16 protein-coding genes are annotated in these 17254 nt (G+C 72.1%); 12 read left to right on the top strand and 4 right to left on the bottom strand.

The features are described from left to right. Window positions 1-75 precede the first annotated feature (75 nt). The 5 genes from ACK8GG_RS10440 (at window position 76) to dapB (ending at window position 6368) form a co-directional block, all read left to right on the top strand. Complete coding sequence (locus ACK8GG_RS10440) at window positions 76-1020, top strand: bifunctional riboflavin kinase/FAD synthetase (RefSeq protein ID WP_440353495.1); 945 nt, start codon at window positions 76-78, stop codon at window positions 1018-1020. 169 nt (window positions 1021-1189) lie between these two features. Further along, the gene (gene rpsO / locus ACK8GG_RS10445) at window positions 1190-1459 is read left to right on the top strand and encodes a 30S ribosomal protein S15 (protein WP_440350014.1); all 270 of its coding nucleotides are present in this window, start codon (window positions 1190-1192) and stop codon (window positions 1457-1459) included. Window positions 1460-1685: 226 nt separating this feature from the next. Then, window positions 1686-4043: a polyribonucleotide nucleotidyltransferase gene (locus ACK8GG_RS10450; RefSeq protein ID WP_440350015.1), complete on the top strand. Its 2358-nt coding sequence runs from the start codon at window positions 1686-1688 to the stop codon at window positions 4041-4043. A 77-nt stretch (window positions 4044-4120) separates the two neighbouring features. Further along, window positions 4121-5476, top strand: coding sequence for a M16 family metallopeptidase (locus ACK8GG_RS10455; protein WP_440350313.1), 1356 nt, complete (start codon window positions 4121-4123; stop codon window positions 5474-5476). A gap of 118 nt (window positions 5477-5594) precedes the next feature. Then, window positions 5595-6368 (top strand): 4-hydroxy-tetrahydrodipicolinate reductase, encoded by a 774-nt coding sequence (dapB, locus tag ACK8GG_RS10460; RefSeq protein WP_440350016.1) that lies wholly within the window; start codon window positions 5595-5597, stop codon window positions 6366-6368. An 80-nt stretch (window positions 6369-6448) separates the two neighbouring features. Here dapB and ACK8GG_RS10465 read toward each other — a convergent pair whose 3' ends face one another. After that, on the bottom strand, window positions 6449-7027 hold the full coding sequence (locus ACK8GG_RS10465; RefSeq protein ID WP_440353496.1) for a GNAT family N-acetyltransferase: 579 nt from the start codon (window positions 7025-7027) through the stop codon (window positions 6449-6451). A 20-nt stretch (window positions 7028-7047) separates the two neighbouring features. Here ACK8GG_RS10465 and ACK8GG_RS10470 point away from each other — a divergent pair, with 20 nt between their 5' ends. Further along, complete coding sequence (locus ACK8GG_RS10470; protein ID WP_440350314.1) at window positions 7048-8289, top strand: glycosyltransferase 87 family protein; 1242 nt, start codon at window positions 7048-7050, stop codon at window positions 8287-8289. Here ACK8GG_RS10470 and ACK8GG_RS10475 read toward each other — a convergent pair. Further along, entirely contained in the window at window positions 8172-8762 is a 591-nt protein-coding gene (locus tag ACK8GG_RS10475; RefSeq protein WP_440353497.1) for a GNAT family N-acetyltransferase, read from the bottom strand. The two genes, ACK8GG_RS10470 and ACK8GG_RS10475, sit on opposite strands and share 118 nt — an antisense overlap. A 136-nt stretch (window positions 8763-8898) precedes the next feature. Here ACK8GG_RS10475 and ACK8GG_RS10480 point away from each other — a divergent pair, with 136 nt between their 5' ends. The 6 genes from ACK8GG_RS10480 to ACK8GG_RS10505 all read left to right on the top strand — a co-directional run bounded on the left by ACK8GG_RS10480 (window position 8899) and on the right by ACK8GG_RS10505 (window position 15004). Further along, a complete protein-coding gene (locus ACK8GG_RS10480; RefSeq protein ID WP_440350019.1) occupies window positions 8899-10128 on the top strand; it encodes a winged helix-turn-helix domain-containing protein in 1230 nt (409 codons plus the stop codon). Window positions 10129-10157: 29 nt separating this feature from the next. Continuing rightward, a complete protein-coding gene (locus ACK8GG_RS10485; protein WP_440353498.1) occupies window positions 10158-10835 on the top strand; it encodes a DUF2752 domain-containing protein in 678 nt (225 codons plus the stop codon). A 72-nt stretch (window positions 10836-10907) separates the two neighbouring features. After that, a complete protein-coding gene (gene thyX / locus ACK8GG_RS10490; protein ID WP_440350315.1) occupies window positions 10908-11651 on the top strand; it encodes an FAD-dependent thymidylate synthase in 744 nt (247 codons plus the stop codon). Between the two features lie 46 nt (window positions 11652-11697). Beyond that, window positions 11698-12624, top strand: a complete 927-nt coding sequence (gene dapA / locus ACK8GG_RS10495) for a 4-hydroxy-tetrahydrodipicolinate synthase (protein ID WP_440353499.1) — start codon at window positions 11698-11700, stop codon at window positions 12622-12624. A 199-nt stretch (window positions 12625-12823) separates the two neighbouring features. After that, window positions 12824-14512 carry a ribonuclease J gene (locus ACK8GG_RS10500; RefSeq protein ID WP_440350022.1) on the top strand — a complete coding sequence of 563 codons (1689 nt, stop codon included), beginning with the start codon at window positions 12824-12826 and terminating at the stop codon, window positions 14510-14512. Between the two features lie 105 nt (window positions 14513-14617). Beyond that, window positions 14618-15004: a DUF2784 domain-containing protein gene (locus ACK8GG_RS10505; protein WP_440350023.1), complete on the top strand. Its 387-nt coding sequence runs from the start codon at window positions 14618-14620 to the stop codon at window positions 15002-15004. Here the strand turns inward: ACK8GG_RS10505 and ACK8GG_RS10510 are convergent. Next, window positions 14974-16599 (bottom strand): YbjN domain-containing protein, encoded by a 1626-nt coding sequence (locus ACK8GG_RS10510; protein WP_440353500.1) that lies wholly within the window; start codon window positions 16597-16599, stop codon window positions 14974-14976. The two genes, ACK8GG_RS10505 and ACK8GG_RS10510, sit on opposite strands and share 31 nt — an antisense overlap. Beyond that, on the bottom strand, window positions 16596-17075 hold the full coding sequence (locus tag ACK8GG_RS10515) for a type III secretion system chaperone family protein (protein ID WP_440350025.1): 480 nt from the start codon (window positions 17073-17075) through the stop codon (window positions 16596-16598). Before ACK8GG_RS10515 ends, ACK8GG_RS10510 begins: the two co-directional genes overlap by 4 nt. Window positions 17076-17254 lie beyond the last annotated feature (179 nt).

The following is a 17254-nucleotide window of genomic DNA, read 5'->3' on the forward strand; positions in this document are numbered from 1 at the left end:
GGGAGCTTCCGCCGGCTGGCGGATGACGCGATCGGGACCACCGCCGTCCGGCGGGATCACCAGGGGAGGAAGCAGATGCAGCGGTGGCGGGGGTTCGACGCGGCGCCCAGCGGCTGGGGCCGGTCGGTGGTCACCATCGGCGTCTTCGACGGCGTGCACCGGGGGCACCAGGCGACCATCGGGCACGCCGTGCGGCGCGCCAAGGAGCTGGGCATCCGCTCGGTCGTGGTCACCTTCGACCCGCACCCCTCGGAGGTGGTCCGCCCCGGTTCGCACCCGGCCGTGCTCACCGAGTCCGCCCGCAAGGCGGAGCTGATGGAACAACTCGGCGTCGACGCGCTCTGCGTGGTCCCCTTCACCCCGGAGTTCTCCCGGCTCACGCCCGAGCAGTTCGTGCACGACGTGCTGGTGGCGAACCTGCACGCCGCGCTGGTCGTCGTCGGTGACAACTTCCGCTTCGGGAACAAGGCCGCCGGGGACGTGGCGATGCTGGAGCAGCTCGGCCGGACCTTCGGTTTCGGGGTCGAGGCCGCGCCGCTGGTCGCCGAGGACGGCACGATCTTCTCCTCGACCTACATCCGCTCCTGCGTCGACGCCGGCGACGTGGCGGCGGCCGCGGCGGCGCTGGGCCGGCCGCACCGGCTGGAAGGCGTCGTCGTCCGCGGCGACCAGCGCGGCCGGGAGCTCGGTTTCCCCACCGCCAACCTGCTCTGCCACCGCTTCGCCGCCATCCCCGCCGACGGGGTCTACGCGGCGTGGATGCACCGGCGCAACGAGCGCGGCACGCAGGCGCTGGAGCCGCTGCGGGCCGCCGTCTCCGTCGGCACCAATCCCACCTTCTCCGGCCGGGAGCGCCGGGTGGAGGCGTACGCGCTGGACTTCACCGGTGATCTGTACGGCGAGTGGATCGCCCTGGACTTCGTCGCCCACCTGCGCGGCCAGCAACGCTACGACAGCATCGAGCCGCTGATCGCCCAGATCGCCGCCGACGTCGAAAGCGCCCGCCGCGCCCTGCCCTGACGCCCTTGGCCGGGCGGGTTCGGGGGAAGCTGGTAACCTCATGGAGGCGTCGGGTTACCGACGTGGGCCCCGCGTGCCTGCACGACGCCGTGGGTCGGGGTCCGGTCCGCGTCAGTCCTGAAGACAGACGCCGGCAAAATTCGCATCAACCCAAGAAATCAGGGAGAAAATGGCGCTCGACCAAGAAGCCAAGGCCGCCATCCGCGCGGAGTACGCGACCGCCGAGGGCGACACCGGTTCGCCCGAGGTGCAGGTCGCGGTCCTGACCAAGCGGATCGCGGAACTCACCGAGCACCTGAAGGTGCACAAGCACGACCACCACAGCCGTCGTGGTCTGCTGCTGCTGGTGGGCCGGCGTCGCCGCCTGCTCAACTACCTGCAGAAGAAGGAAATCACCCGCTACCGTGCGCTCATCGAGCGCCTCGGCCTGCGGCGTTGACGTAACGGGGGAGCGGCCGACCGGCGGCTCCCCCGCCCCGTCCCACCCGGACAAGACCATGGGTCCGCGCGACCTCCGACAGGAAGCCGCTCAGCGCACCGGTCTCCGGTAGTGGCCCCCGGGCACCAACCGGCGCACACGCCGACCGCCCCGGGCGCTTCGATCGAAGACCGGCCGTCTGGACAGCTCCCACGTCGCGCACCCGCGACCAGAGGAGTACATCTTTATGCCCGAGACCACACTCGGCACGCAGTCCCGCACCGCGGTGATCGACAACGGCGCCTTCGGCACCCGTGAGATCACCTTCTCCACCGGCCGCCTCGCGCGTCAGGCCGCCGGCTCCGTCGTCGCCCAGCTGGGCGAGACTGTCGTCCTCTCCGCGACCACGGCGAGCAAGCAGCCGAAGGAGCACTTCGACTTCTTCCCGCTGACCGTCGACGTCGAGGAGCGGATGTACGCCGCGGGCCGCATCCCCGGCTCGTTCTTCCGCCGTGAGGGCCGTCCCAGCGAGGACGCCATCCTCACCTGCCGGCTGATCGACCGGCCGCTGCGCCCGTCGTTCGTCAAGGGCCTGCGCAACGAGGTCCAGGTCGTCGAGACCATCCTCGCGCTCGACCCGCAGCACCCCTACGACGTCGTCGCGATCAACGCCGCCTCGATGTCGACCAAGCTCTCCGGGCTGCCCTTCTCGGGCCCGATCGGCGCGACCCGGATGGGTCACGTCGACGGCCAGTGGGTGGCGTTCCCGACCCACGAGGAGCTCTCCCGGGCGACCTTCGACATGGTCGTCGCCGGCCGGGTCCTGCCCGACGGTGACGTCGCGATCATGATGGTCGAGGCCGAGGCGACCGAGAACACCGTCGCGCTCGTCGCCGGTGGCGCTCCCGCCCCGACCGAGGAGGTCGTGGCCGGTGGCCTCGAGGCCGCCAAGCCCGCCATCCGCGAGCTGTGCCGCGCCCAGGCCGAGCTGGCCGAGATCGCCGCGAAGCCGGTCGCCGACTTCCCGGTCTTCCTGGACTACCAGGACGACGTCTACGACGCCGTGGCCGAGATCGCCCGCGGCGAGGTCGCCGAGGCCATCAAGATCGCCGGCAAGGCCGACCGCGAGGACTCCCTGGACCGGATCAAGGACCGGGTCAAGGAGCAGCTCGCCGAGCGGTTCGAGGGTCGCGACAAGGAGGTCAGCGCCGCGTTCCGGTCGCTGACCAAGTCCGAGGTCCGCAACCGGGTCCTGCGCGAGCAGGTCCGCATGGACGGCCGCGGCCCGCGCGACATCCGCCCGCTGATCGCCGAGATCGGCGTGCTGCCCCGGGTGCACGGCTCGGCCATCTTCGAGCGTGGCGAGACCCAGATCATGGGCGTCACCACCCTGAACATGCTGCGCATGGAGCAGTCGCTGGACACCCTCTCCCCGGAGAAGTCCAAGCGCTACATGCACAACTACAACTTCCCGCCGTACTCCACCGGTGAGACCGGCCGCGTCGGTTCGCCGAAGCGCCGCGAGATCGGCCACGGCGCGCTGGCGGAGCGGGCACTGATCCCGGTGCTGCCCAGCCGCGAGGAGTTCCCGTACGCCATCCGGCAGGTCTCCGAGGCGCTCGGCTCCAACGGCTCCACCTCGATGGGCTCGGTCTGCGCCTCGACGCTGGCGCTGCTCTCCGCGGGTGTGCCGCTGAAGGCGCCGGTCGCTGGCATCGCGATGGGCCTGATCTCCGACGAGGTCGACGGCAAGACCGAGTACGTCTCGCTGACCGACATCCTCGGTGCCGAGGACGCCTTCGGTGACATGGACTTCAAGGTCGCCGGCACGTCCGAGTTCGTCACCGCCCTGCAGCTGGACACCAAGCTCAACGGCATCCCCACGGACGTGCTGGCTGCCGCGCTGCAGCAGGCGTTCGAGGCGCGCCAGACGATCCTGGGCGTCATGCAGTCGGCCATCGACGCACCGGCCGCCATGTCGGAGTACGCGCCGCGGGTCACCACCGTCAAGATCCCGGTGGACAAGATCGGCATGGTGATCGGCCCGAAGGGCCAGACCATCAACGCCATCCAGGACGAGACCGGCGCCGACATCTCCATCGAGGACGACGGCACGATCTACGTCGGCGCCACCAACGGCCCGTCGGCCGAGGCGGCGGTGGAGCGGATCAACGCCATCGCCAACCCGACCCTGCCGAAGATCGGCGAGAAGTACCTCGGCACCGTCGTCAAGACGGCCGCCTTCGGTGCGTTCATCGCCCTCCTGCCGGGCCGTGACGGTCTGCTGCACATCTCCAAGGTGGGCGACGGCAAGCGGGTCGACAAGGTCGAGGACTTCCTCAACGTCGGCGACAAGGTCGAGGTGCAGATCGCGGACATCGACGCCCGCGGCAAGATCTACCTCGACAAGGTCCGCCCGGAGGGCGAGGAGGCCCCGGCCGAGGCGGCCGGTGGCGAGCGGCCGGCCGGCCGTGACCGTGGCGACCGGGGTCCGCGTGACCGCGGCGACCGTGAGCGCGGCGAGGGCGGACCGAGCCGTGGCGGCGAGGGTGGCGAAGGCGGCGAGGGCGGCGAGCCGCGTCGTCGGCGCAACCGCCACAGCTGAGCCATCCGATCCCTACAAGTCGAGACTGCGCACTGGGAGTGACGGGTCCTTTGAATCGGGCGACACGACCGCCATTCCTGCTGCACCGTGGCCGCTCGGGTGGGGAGAACATCCCCGCCCGGGCGGTCACCCGCACCATCAGTGACGATCCGCTGGGCGGCACGGTACGCCGTACCGTGCTCCCCAGCGGGCTGCGCATCATCACCGAGGCGATTCCGGCGATGCGCAGCGTCTCCTTCGGCGTCTGGGTGGGTGTGGGGTCCCGGGACGAGACGGGCCCGCTCTCGGGCGTCTCGCACTTCCTTGAGCACCTGCTCTTCAAGGGCACGCCGAAGCGCAGCGCGATGGACATCTCCGCGCAGATCGAGGCGGTGGGCGGCGAGACCAACGCCTTCACCACCAAGGAGTACACCTGCTACTACGCGCGGGTGCTCGACCAGGATCTGCCGTTGGCGATCGACGTGATGTGCGACCTGGTCGCCAACTCGGTGCTCGACCCGGCCGATGTGGAGACCGAGCGGGGCGTCATCCTCGAAGAGATCGCCATGCACGACGACGAGCCCGGTGACGAGGTCCACGACCTCATCGTCCGGGCCATCTACGGCGACAACCACCCGCTGGGCCGGCTGATCTCCGGTACCGAGGAGACCATCACGCCGATGACCCGGCGGCAGATCCACGGCTTCTACCGCCGCCGCTACACCGCGCCGTCGATCGTCATCGCGGTCGCCGGCAACCTCGACCACGCCGAGGTCGTCCGCGGCATCCGTCAGGCGCTCGCCGGCGGCCCGCTGGACACCGCGCCGGCGCAGCCGGCCTCGCACCGTCCGGCCGGAGCGCGGGTACGCACCCGCAAGGCGAACACGGTGGTCGAGCCGAAGGAGACCGAGCAGGCGCACGTCGTGCTCGGCTGCCCGGCGATCGACCGCTTCGACGACCGGCGCTTCGCGCTCGGCGTCATGAACAACATCCTCGGCGGCGGCATGTCCAGCCGGCTCTTCCAGGAGATCCGGGAACGCCGCGGCCTGGCCTACTCGGTCTACTCCTACGCCAGCCAGTACGCCGACAGCGGGCACTTCGGTGTCTACGCCGGCTGCGCTCCGGGCAAGGTGCACGAGGTGCTGGACCTGATCCGCGCCGAACTGGCCCGGCTGGCCGCCGACGGGATCACCGACGAGGAGCTCTCCCGGGGCCGGGGCATGACGAAGGGTTCATTCGTGCTCGGGCTGGAGGACACCGGTTCGCGGATGAGCCGGCTGGCCAAGGGGGAGCTGCTCTACGACGATCTGCTCTCCGTCGACGAGCTGCTGGCCCGGGTGGACGCCGTCACCGCCGACGAGGTCAACCGGGTGGCCGCGGAGCTGCTGACCCGCCCCATGTCGCTGGCCGTGGTCGGCCCCTTCGACAGGAACGACACCTTCCCCACCGCCTGACCCTGGGCCGGCTCTCGCGCTCTCGCCGCGCTCCGCGGCGGGGGTGGGTTGTCCGACAGGCTGGGCGGTCTGTGCACCCTCGGGGTGCGCGTCATCCGGCTGGGATAGGTTGTGGGCCGTGAGCGATGAGCAGGAAAAGACCCCGGCCGAAGTGCTCCGGGTGGGCGTACTGGGCGCGCGCGGACGCATGGGCCAGGAGGTCTGCAGAGCGGTCGACGCCGCGCCGGACCTCGAACTCGTGGCAATGATCGACCAGGGTGACTGGTTGTTCAACGCCGCCGACGCCGGCGCGGAGGTGATGGTCGACTTCACCACTCCGGACACCGTCATGGACAACCTGCACTGGTGCATCGACCAGGGCATCAGCGTGGTCGTCGGGACCAGTGGCTTCACCGAGCAGCGGCTTGACCGCGTCCGCAACTGGCTGGCGGCCAAGCCCGGCGTCGGCGTGGTGATCGCCCCCAACTTCGGCATCGGCGCGGTGCTGATGATGCAGTTCGCCGCCCGGGCAGCCCGGCACTTCGAGTCGGTCGAGATCATCGAGCAGCACCACCCGCGCAAGCTCGACGCTCCCAGCGGCACCGCCACGCACACCGCGCGACTGATCGCGCAGGCCCGTGCGGAGGCCGGGCTGGACGCCCCGCCGGACGCCACGACCAGCGAGGTCGCCGGGGCCCGGGGCGCCGACATCGACGGGGTACGCGTGCACGCCGTACGCGCCACTGGCCTGGTCGCGCACCAGGAGGTCCTCTTCGGCACCACCGGAGAGACGCTGACCATCCGGCACGACTCGTACGACCGGGCGTCGTTCATGCCGGGCGTGCTGCTCGCCGTCCGGGAGGTACGCCGTCGTCCGGGGCTGACCATCGGCCTGGACGCACTGCTCGACTGAGCCTCGCCGCTCCCGGCCGGACGTCATCTGTGGTCACGATGACCCGGCCGGGACGGCGCTGTGGTCCGCGCCGGTGCGGCTTACTGGTCGTCTTCGGTCGCCGCCAGGGCGACGTGCAGCCGTAGCTGCGGCACCAGCATGTCCTCGACGTCCAGCGCGCGGGCCGCGCCGTCGGGCTCCCAGCCGGTGCCGGTGAGGAACTTGCGGGTCGCCTCGTCGGCCTCGAACGCCCAGGCCAGCGCGGTGTCGAAGCCGTCCTCCCGCCAGAGGTCCACGGCCGCGGCGAGCAGCCGGCTGCCGTGCCCGCGCCGGCCCCAGCGCGGCTCCACCAGCAGGTCGGTGATCGATACCGTCGCCGCCCCCAGCGCCTCAGCAGGCTCTTCCGGGGCCAGTGCCTCCGCGTCGGCCGGACCCGATGCGACGAAACCCACCAGATACGATTGTTCGGCCTGCTCGACGGCGACCAGCACCCGGTGTCTGGGTGACGGGGGATTCCGCACGGCTTCGGTCCACTGCCGGGTCATCCACGCCTCGTCCAAGTTGTCGAGCACGTGTCGGGGCAGGATTCGACGGTAGGCGACCCGCCAGGTCGCCAACTGGATGCGCGCGATCTCGCCGGCGTCTTCGACGCGCGCCGGCCGGACGTACCCGAGTGCCATGAGGCGTGAGCCTACGCAAGGTGGGAGAGGCGGCAGGAGTGCAGGGTACGCGGCGGACCACCTGGCAGGTGCTGATCGTGCTGGGGCTGGCGGCGTTGGTCGCGTGGTTCCTCTCCTGGGCCGCGATCCGGCACGGCTTCTTCGACCTGCAGATCTACTACGGCGCACTGCGGCACTGGGCCTACGGCCACGGCGAGCTCTACGACTGGCTGCGGGGCAACACCACGTACGGCTTCACCTATCCGCCCTTCGCGGCGCTGGTGATGCTGCCGATGGCGCCACTGCCCTGGCACGCGGCGATCGTGGTCAGCGTGGCCGCCGCCGTGGTGACCAGCGGGCTGCTGATCTGGTGGCTGCTGGACCCGGTGTCGCGCCGGCAGGGCTGGACCCGCTGGTACGCCTTCGCGCTGGTCTGCTGCCTCGCCGCGGCCTTCGAGCCGATGCGTGAGACGGTCAACTTCGGCCAGGTCAACACGCTGCTGCTCTTCCTGGTCGCGGTGGACCTGCTCTTTCTCGTCAGCCGCGGCAGCCGCTGGGCCGGAGTGGGTGTCGGCCTGGCGACCTCGATCAAGCTGACCCCGGGCATCTTCATCGTCTACCTGCTGATCACCCGGCGCTGGCGGGCCGCGGCGACGGCGATCCTGACCACCGCCGGGACCGCGGTGCTCGCCGCGGCGATCTTTCCGAACGCATCCCGGGAGTACTGGACGCAGGCGCTCTGGAACACCGACCGGGTCGGTGACCTCTCCTTCGTCTCCAATCAGTCGCTGCGCGGCGTGGTGGCCCGGCTCAGCCCCGAGGACCCCAGCACCCTGGCCTGGCTGGCACTGGTGGCCCTCACCGTCGCCGTCTGGTGGTGGCGCAGCCGGGCCGCGGTGGCGGCCGGCGACGAGGCGACCGGGCTGGCCCTGACCGGTGTGGTGATGTGCCTGGTGAGCCCGGTGACCTGGGTGCACCACCTGGTCTGGCTGATCCCGGGGCTGCTGCTGCTGGTCGACAACGCCTTCCGCGCCCCCGCGGGCAGCCGCCGCCGACGGGGACTGCTCGCCTTCGCCGTCGTCGCGTACGCCTTCCTGATCAGCCGGTTCGTCTGGATCTGGGAGCGGGACTTCTCCGGCGTGCTCGGCTTCGTCGGGAGCAACTTCTACATCTGGATCAGCATCGCGCTGCTGCTGGCGCTACCGATCCGGTCCAGGGAACCGCAGTACCTCAGCTCGGGCAGCCCGACCGGGGTCGCCTCGGAGGTCCACCGCACCTCGTAGGTGCTCTGCTCGCCGTCGACGGCGAGCCCGGCGCGTTCATAGAAGCGGCGGGCCCGGACGTTGCCGGCGAGCACCCAGAGCCGCAGCTGGCTCCAGCCCCGGGCGGTGAGCGCGGTGCAGGCCGCCCCCATCAGCGCCGTGCCGAGGCCCCGGCCCCAGGCCCCGGGGTCGACGTACATGCTCACGATCTCGCCGTACCGCTCGTCGAGGTCGTCGCGGTTCTGGTCCACGCGGTACGGCCCGAAGGTGACGAAGCCGGCGATGCCCGCGTCGTCGGTGACGACGAGGGTGGTGAAGGGCTGTTCGGGGTCGGCGGTGCCCATGTCGCGGCGGCGCTGCGCCCAGGCGGCCGGGTTGAGCCGGCTCAGCACCTCGGCGGGGATCAGCCCGGCGTACCCGCCCTGCCAGGCGCGTACGTGCACGCGGGCGATCGCCTCGGCGTCGTCGGGGGTCTCGGGCCGGATGGTGGGCATGCGTTCGTTCTATCCCGCGCCCGGGTTCCGGTCCAGCGTCCCCGCCGGGCGGGCCCCGGGGGCGTCGCGCGGGCCGAGTGGCGTTGCGGCGGCGCCGGATGGGCGATGTCGTACCGCTGGGCTACCGTGCCGCTTCATGACGGTGATCGATTCACTCTCTCTCGCCGAGGCGCGCCGGCTGGCGCTCGCCGCCCAGGGCTTCGCCGACCGCCCGGTGGGTGGCACGGCCGACCGGCGGCACCTGCGCCGGGTCCTGGCCCGCACCGGTCTGCTGCAGATGGACTCGGTCAGCGTGCTTCAACGCGCGCACTACCTGCCGCTCTACAGCCGGCTCGGGCCGTACCCGACGGCGCTGCTCGACGACGCCGCCTACCGGGCGCCCCGGGAGCTCTTCGAGTACTGGGGGCACGAGGCATCGCTGATCCCGGTCGACCTGCACCCGCTGCTGCGCTGGCGGATGGAGGCGGCCCGGACCGCCGCCTGGGGCCAGATGCGCCACATCGCCACCGAGCAGCCGGAGCTGGTGGCGCGGGTGCGCGACGAGGTGGCCGACCGGGGGCCGCTGACCGCCGCCGAGATCGAGGACGACGCTCCGCGGACCACCGGCAACTGGGGCTGGAACTGGTCGAACGTCAAACGGGCGCTGGAGTACCTCTTCTGGTCCGGGGAGGTGACCGCCGCCGACCGGACCGCCTCCTTCGCCCGCCGTTACGACCTGCCCGAGCGGGTGCTGCCGGCCCGCGTGCTCGACGCGGCGACCCCGTCGGACGCCGAGGCGTACCGGGGGTTGGTGGAGATCGCGGCGCGGGCGCTCGGGGTGGCGGCCGAGCCGGAGCTGCGGGACTACTTCCGGCTGCCGAAGGGGGTGGTCGTCCCCGCCGTGACCGAACTGGTCGAGGCAGGGGTGCTGATTCCGGTGACCGTCGCCGGCCGGCCCCGTCCCGCCTGGCGGCACGCCGACGTCAAACTGCCCCGCGCCGTCGGGCGCGCCACCCTGATCAGCCCTTTCGACCCGCTGATGTGGCAGCGGCGGCGCGTCGAGGAGCTCTTCGGCTTCAGCTACCGCATCGAGATCTACGTGCCGGCGCCGAAGCGGCTGTACGGCTACTACGTGCTGCCCTTCCTGCAGGGCGACCGGTTCACCGCCCGGGTCGACCTCAAGGCCGACCGGCGGGCCGGACGGCTGCTGGTGCCGGCCGCCTGGATCGAGCCGGGCGCCGAGGCGGGGGAGACGGCGGTGGCGCTCGCCGCCGAGCTGCGCCGCCTCGCCGGCTGGCTCGGCCTGGCCGAGGTGGCGGCGCCGGCCGCCGGTGACCTGGCGGCCCCGCTGGCCGCCGCGCTGGCGGGCGTCTCCGGTGTACCGTGAGACCGCTGATCGACACGAGTGGGGTTGACATGACGAGCGTGGGTGGACCGGACGCCCGGCCGCAGCCCGAGCAGGCCGCGCCGGAGCCCGCGCACGCCGTACCGCAGGCGGGGCCGGCGGTGCGGGAGCCGGGGGAGGCCGCGCCGCAGTTCGCTCATGCGCCGCACCCTGGGCCGGAGGGGTACCCGTACCCGGCGGGGGCGCAGGGCGGTCAGCCCGGTGATCCGGCCGCCTGGGCGGCGGTCTATCAGGCGCCGCAGCCGGACCGGTTCAGTCTCTTCGTCGCCCGGCTCTACGACCGCGCACCGCGCTGGGCGGTGCCGTTGGCCGCGCTCGGCTGCATCGGCGCCGCAGTCGCGTACACCCTCGTCGCCGACCCGACGCAGAGCAGCGCCGACGCTCGCCCCTCGTGCCTGCTGAAGCTCACCACCGGCTTCACCTGTCCGGGTTGCGGCGGCACCCGCGCCGCCTGGTATCTGCTGCACGGCGATCTCGGCGCGGCCGCCCGGCACCACCTGCTCTTCGTCTTCGCGGTGCCGTTCCTGATCTACATGTACGTCGCCTGGGCCGGCCGTACGGCCTTCGGGTGGCGCCTGCCGCAGCTGCAACTGTCGCCGAAGGTGCTGGGGCTCTTCCTGGCCGCCTGGGGCGTCTTCACGGTGGTGCGCAACCTGCCCTGGGAACCCTTCACGCTGTTTCAGGTGTAGTCCACCCCTCCTGCGCGGCGGGTGGTTTGGGTGGCGGGGGAGCAGGCAACTACAGTCCCAGGAATGCCGGACATGGTGCAGCCGCAGGTGAAGCTGATCGCGTGGACCCACTTCGAGGCCCCGGACGAGGTGCCGTGGTCGACCGACGCCGATGGTGGGCAGGCGCTCGCCGAGTTCGCCGGGCGGGCCTGTTACCAGAGCTGGAAGAAGCCGAACCCGGCCACCGCCACCAACGCCGGCTATCTGGCCCACATCCTCGAGGTGGGGCACCTGTCGGTGCTGGAGCACGGCAGTGTCACCTTCTACTTCACCGGGGTCTCCCGCTCCTTCACGCACGAGTTGATCCGGCACCGGCACTTTTCGTACTCGCAGTTGTCCCAGCGCTATGTCCCCGAGCGGGACGCGGCGATGGTCGAGCCGGCGGTGATCGCCGCCGACCCGGAGCTGCACAAGCGTTTCGTCGCCGCCGCCGAGGCGAGCGTGCAGGCCTACAACGACCTGCTCGAAGGGCTTGAGCAGCGCTTCGCCGACGAGCCGAACCCGACGCTGCGGCGCAAGCAGGCCCGCCAGGCAGCCCGGGCGGTGCTGCCCAACGCCACCGAGACGCGCATCGTGGTCACCGGCAACTACCGCGCCTGGCGGCACTTCATCGCCATGCGAGCCACCGAGGCCGCCGATGTCGAGATCCGTGAGCTGGCGGTGGAGTGCCTGCGTCAGCTGCAGCGGGTCGCGCCGAACGTCTTCGCCGACTTCACCATCTCGGCGCTGCCCGACGGCACCGAGATCGCCGCCAGTCCGCATGCGGCGCAGTCCTGAGCCCTTCGCCGGTGGCGGTGGTCTCCGCGTCCGCTAGGTTGTCAGCATGACGCAAGCGCACCCTGTCGCCCCGCACTCCGGGGCGCCGATGCCCTTCGGACGCCTCATCACCGCGATGGTGACGCCGTTCGCGGCGGACGGCTCGCTGGACCTCGACGGCGTCGCCCGGCTGGCGACGCACCTTGTCGACGAGCAGCACAACGACGCGCTGGTGATCAGTGGCACCACCGGGGAATCCCCGACCACCACCGACGCCGAGAAGGAGCAACTGCTCCGTACGGTCGTCGAGGCCGTCGGTGACCGCGCAAAGATCATTGCGGGGGTCGGCACCAACGACACCCGGCACACCATCGAGCTCGCCGCGACCGCCGAGAAGGCCGGCGCGCACGGGCTGCTGGTGGTCACGCCGTACTACAACAAGCCGCCGCAGGCGGGGCTGGTCCGGCACTTCACCGCGGTCGCCGATGCCACCGCGCTGCCGGTGATGCTCTACGACATCCCGCACCGCTCGGGTGTGCCGATCGCCACCGAGACCCTGGTCCGCCTCGCCGAGCACGAGCGCATCGTCGCCGTCAAGGACGCCAAGGTCGATCTGATCGCCACCTCCTGGGTGACCAGCCGGACCGATCTGGCAATCTACTGCGGCGACGACGCCACCACCCTGCCGGCGCTGGCCGTCGGCGCGGTCGGCATGGTCGGCACCTCCACGCACTTCACCGGTCCCGGCACCAAGCGCATGATCGAGGCGTACGAGGCCGGTGACATCGCCACCGCGCTGGCCCTGCACCGGCAGCTGCTGCCGCTCTACACGGGGATCTTCCGCACCCAGGGTGTCATCCTGGTCAAGGCGGGCCTGACCGCGCTCGGCCTGCCGGCCGGGCCGGTGCGCTCCCCGCTGGTGCCGGCGACCGAGGACGAGATCGCCCAGCTGCGCCTCGACTTCGCGGCAGCCGGGCTGGACCTGCCCGGGTGAGGTTGCGGCACCCGGCGCAGACGCCCGGTCGCGCCCTCCTGGCGCCGGCCGGCAGCACAGAGGGCCGTGTGTACGCGGCCCGTAAGACAGGCGGCCGTGTTCGCGCGGCCCGTAAGACAGATGGCCGCGTTCGCGCGGCGTTCGATGGGAAATTCGGCCGCGCTCGCGCGGCGTTCAAAGGGAAAGTAGAGGTGGTGGCATGACAGCGGCACACAACGAGGCGGAGCTGCCACCCCCGCTTCCCGAGGGCGGCCTGCGGATCATTCCGCTCGGCGGTCTCGGTGCGATCGGCCGCAACATGACGGTCTTCGAGTACGACGGCAAGCTGCTCATCGTCGACTGCGGGGTGCTCTTCCCCGACGTCGAACAGCCCGGTGTCGACCTGATCCTGCCGGACTTCGGTCCGATCCTGGACCGGCTCGACGACGTCCAGGCGATCGTGCTGACCCACGGGCACGAGGACCACATCGGCGCGGTGCCGTACCTGCTGGCGCACAAGAAGGACATCCCGCTGGTCGGTTCGCAGTTCACCCTCGCCCTGGTCGAGGCGAAGCTCGCCGAGCGGCGGATCAAGCCGTACACGTTGACGGTGCGTGAGGGCGACCGCGAGCAGCTCGGCCCGTTCGAGTGCGAGTTCTTCGCGGTCAACCACTCGATCCCGGACGCGATGGCGGTCGCCATCCGCACCCCGGCCGGGCTGGTGCTGCACACCGGTGACTTCAAGATGGACCAGCTGCCGCTGGACGGGCGCATCACCGACCTGGCCGGTTTCGCCCGGCTCGGCGCCGAGGGTGTGGACCTGCTCCTGTCGGACTCGACCAACGCCGAGATTCCCGGCTACGTCACCCCGGAGAAGGAGATCGGACCGGTCCTCGACGCGATCTTCGCGAAGGCGACCGGACGGATCATCGTCGCCTCCTTCGCCTCGCACGTGCACCGCGTGCAGCAGGTTTTCGACTCCGCCGCGGAGCACGGCCGCAAGGTCGCCCTGATCGGGCGTTCGATGGTGCGAAACATGGGCATCGCCCGGGACCTCGGGCTGCTCAACATCCCGGCGGGCATGGTCGTCGGCCTCGACGAGGCGACCGCGCTGCCGCCGAACGAGATCGTGCTGATGTCGACCGGTTCGCAGGGTGAGCCGATGAGCGCCCTGGGCCGGATGGCAAGCGGCGACCACCGGCACATCACCATCGCCCCCGGCGACACGGTCGTGCTGGCCAGCTCGCTGGTGCCGGGCAACGAGACCTCCGTGTACCGCGTGATCAACCGGCTCGCCCGCGCCGGCGCGAACGTGGTGCACAAGGAGGTCGCGAAGGTGCACGTCTCCGGGCACGCCCCGGCGGGTGAGCTGCTCTATCTGCTCAACGTGGTCCGGCCGAGCAACCTGATGCCGGTGCACGGCGAGTGGCGGCACCTGCGCGCCCACGCCCGGCTCGGCATCGAGTCCGGCGTGGCCCCCGACCGGGTGGTGCTCTGCGAGGACGGCGACGTCGTCGACCTGGTCGAGGGGCGCGCCAGCGTCGTCGGCCACGTCAAGAGCCGCTACGTCTATGTCGACGGGCTCGCCGTGGGCGACGTCAGCGAGTCGCTGCTGACCGAGCGGCGCATCCTCGGCGACGGCGGTTTCATCGCCGTCACCGTCGTGGTCGACTCGGTCACCGGCAAGGTCGTCGGCGGGCCGACGGTCTCGGCGAAGGGCTTCTCCGAGGACCCCTCCGCCTTCGACCCGGCCATCCCGCTGGTCACCGAGGCGCTCAACCGCGCGGCGGGTGACGGGATCACCGACCCGCACCAGCTTCAGCAGATCGTGCGGCGCACCGTCGGCCGCTGGGTCAACGACGCGTACCGTCGTCGCCCGATGATCATGCCGACGGTCGTCGAGGTCTGACACCGCCGGCCTACGGCCGGATCCGCCTCGTGCGGGTCCGGCCGTAGCCGTTTCTGGGTACGCGTACCCAGGGCGACAGGCCGCACAGTACGTAGCCTTCTGCGCGTGACGGCGTATCGACTCCTGACTCTGGTGATCGTGGTGGCGCACTTCGGCTTCCTGGCGTACCTGGTCGCCGGGGGCTTCCTCGCCTGGCGCTGGCCGCGCAGCATCGTGCTGCACGTCGCCGCGGCGGTGTGGGGCACCACCGTCCTGTTCGTCCCGCTGGTCTGCCCGCTCACCTGGGCCGAGGAGTGGTCCCGGCAGCGCGCCGGGGAGCCGGCCCCGCAGGGCGGCTTCATCGACCGGTACGTCGAGGGCGTCCTCTATCCGGAACGTTTCACGCTCGCGGTGCAGGTGCTGGTGGCGCTGGTGGTGCTCGGCTCGTGGGCCGGGCTGGCGCTGCGCCGCCGCCGCGCCGGTCAGCCGAGCGCTGCCACCGCCCGGCCGTAGCCGGCCGCGGACTCCAGCGCGGTGGCGATCAGCGCGTCGAGCTGGTCGGCGGCGACGCCGTACGCGAGGTCGGTGCTGAGCCCTGCCCCGAACACCAGCTCCCCGCCTCCGGTGTCGTGCACGTACGCCTTCGGCGTGAGCCGGTCCCGGTTCCACCAGTTGCAGAAGGCGTAGGCGGCGGCCAGGCGGCGGGCCGGCAGGCGGTGGTCGGTGACGATCCGGGCGTGCAGGATCTCCCCGTCGTCGCCGGCGAGTTCGAACTGCACGGTCGCCGGACCGGAGCGCACACCGACCGTCCGGGTGGCGTCGAGCGCGTAGCGGCATCCGCGCCGGCGCAGCGCGGCGGTGACAGCGGCGACGCTCAGCGGTTCGGGGATGCGGCGGTCGGCCTCGTCCGCGCCGTGGTCGCCGGTGTCTCCCTGCGCGTCCCGGTCGTCGGCGTGGTGGCCGACACCGGTGGAGCCCGGTGCGTCGCCGGCGTCGGGTGCGGGCAGTCGTCGCCGGGGTTCCCGTTGGGCCGGTGTCGTGCGGGTGTCCGGCTCGGCCAGCCAGGCGGCGACCCGGCCGGACTGGTGCCCGGTGCCGTTGCGGGCGTCGAACGCCCCGGCGAGCTGCCGCGCCGTCGCCAGCAGCTGGGCACCGAGCGCGTCGGCGCGCTCGCGCGGCAGCCCGGCATCCGGCCCCGCGGCGACGCCGGGTCCGGTCGTGGCCTGGCAGAGCGCGGCACCCGCCGCGGCGAACTCCATGGCGGCGAGTTCGTCGGTGGCGCCCGCCAGGCGGGGCAGCTGCGCGATGAGGATGGCCAGCCCTCGTTCGGTTTCTCCGGCGAGCATGCAGAAGCGCAGGTGCCCGCCGATCTCACCGAAGGCCGCCGCCTCCTCGCGGTGCCGCCGGTACGACCGCAGGTGCGCCGCCGTGGCCTCCTCGACCCGGCCAAGCCGCAGGTAGGGCAGCATCAGCGCCGCCAGGTTCCGCTCCGGCTGGGCGGGACAGCCAGGCCCGTCCCGCAGTCCCGCCTCGGCGCTGCGGACCGCCGCCTCCCACTGCCCCCAGCCGGCGAGCAGCCGGGCGCGGCGAGCGGGAGCACAGCCGGGGCAGTCGCTGTACTCGTCGGCCTCGGCGGCGGCACCGCGTTCAAGCCACCGCCGCGCACCCGCCTCGTCGCCGAGATGGTCGGCGATGCGGGCACTCAGATCGGCGACCACCTCCGGCGGCGCGTCACCACCGGGAAGCCGGCGGCGCAGCTCCGCCAGGAGCTCCTCGGTCTGGGCGCGGCCCACCCGGGTGCTGGTGCAGAAGGCCGCGATGGTGGCGCGCTGCTGCCGGTGCAGCCGCCACCGGTCCGCCTGGTCGATCCACTCCGGCCGGTCGCCGGCCAGCCCGAGGCACCAGAGCAGCGGTTCGTGCGCCCGCCAGCCCTGCCCGCCGCCGCGGTACGCCTCCAGCAGCGCCATCCGGGCCGCGAAGCCGATCCGCTGGTGCCCGCCGCTGTCGGCGTGCGCGGCGATGCGCTGCAGTTCGGCGTACTTCTCCTCGCCGTCGGGCAGGTCGCGGGCGCAGGCCAGCACGGCGGCGAGCCGGTCCCGGGAGATCACCTGGCCTGCCGGCTGCTCGAAGGGTCCAGGCCGGCGGCGGCCCGGGCCAGTTCGTCACCGGCGGCCAGGGCGCGTTCCAGCAGCCGGGCGAGCTGGTGCGGAGCCACCCCGTACGGCAGGTCCGTGACGCTCGCCCCGCGCACGCCGACCGTGCCGCGGTCGCCGACCTCGACATAGGCCGACGGCCAGAAGCGGTCGTGGTTCCAGGCGTTGCAGAAGCCGTACAGGCGCGGAATGTCGGGAATGGAGAAAGCGGCGGTGAGCCGGATCTCCACCTCCAGCCGACTGCCGGCCCGACCCGGTCGTACCAGCAGGGTCGTGCCGGCCGGCGACGTCAGGCGCAGCGGCGTCCCGGGTTCGGGCCGGTGACCCCGGGCGGTCAGCACCGAGCGGATCAGCTCCTCGGTCAGCGCGAGCAGCTCTTCCGCGCCGTCGATCCGACCGTCCGTTCTGTCCTGACTGTGCGCCGGCGCCATGGGCGAACCCTCCTGCGGCGAATATCACTCCTCGACGTGGTGCAGGTGCGGCGGCACGCGGACACGACCCGCAAAAGCGGGTGAGAACCCGCTCGCGCCGTTACGGTGACTCTATGGCGGGTCGTACCTCTCAGGCGAGCCGGCGGCGCGGCGCGTCGTCGCGCAGCTCCGCGACCGGC

The organism is Melissospora conviva (assembly GCF_049523535.1).
GTDB lineage: Bacteria > Actinomycetota > Actinomycetes > Mycobacteriales > Micromonosporaceae > Melissospora > Melissospora conviva.

Bases quoted from the DNA above. Each gene is read 5' to 3' on its own strand.
- ACK8GG_RS10440 (WP_440353495.1), top strand. From the start codon at position 76: ATGCAGCGGTGGCGGGGGTTCGACGCGGCGCCCAGCGGCTGGGGCCGG.
- rpsO (WP_440350014.1), top strand. From the start codon at position 1,190: ATGGCGCTCGACCAAGAAGCCAAGGCCGCCATCCGCGCGGAGTACGCG.
- ACK8GG_RS10450 (WP_440350015.1), top strand. From the start codon at position 1,686: ATGCCCGAGACCACACTCGGCACGCAGTCCCGCACCGCGGTGATCGAC.
- ACK8GG_RS10465 (WP_440353496.1), bottom strand. From the start codon at position 7,027: ATGGCACTCGGGTACGTCCGGCCGGCGCGCGTCGAAGACGCCGGCGAG.
- ACK8GG_RS10475 (WP_440353497.1), bottom strand. From the start codon at position 8,762: ATGCCCACCATCCGGCCCGAGACCCCCGACGACGCCGAGGCGATCGCC.
- ACK8GG_RS10480 (WP_440350019.1), top strand. From the start codon at position 8,899: ATGACGGTGATCGATTCACTCTCTCTCGCCGAGGCGCGCCGGCTGGCG.
- ACK8GG_RS10485 (WP_440353498.1), top strand. From the start codon at position 10,158: ATGACGAGCGTGGGTGGACCGGACGCCCGGCCGCAGCCCGAGCAGGCC.
- thyX (WP_440350315.1), top strand. From the start codon at position 10,908: ATGGTGCAGCCGCAGGTGAAGCTGATCGCGTGGACCCACTTCGAGGCC.
- dapA (WP_440353499.1), top strand. From the start codon at position 11,698: ATGACGCAAGCGCACCCTGTCGCCCCGCACTCCGGGGCGCCGATGCCC.
- ACK8GG_RS10500 (WP_440350022.1), top strand. From the start codon at position 12,824: ATGACAGCGGCACACAACGAGGCGGAGCTGCCACCCCCGCTTCCCGAG.
- ACK8GG_RS10515 (WP_440350025.1), bottom strand. From the start codon at position 17,075: ATGGCGCCGGCGCACAGTCAGGACAGAACGGACGGTCGGATCGACGGC.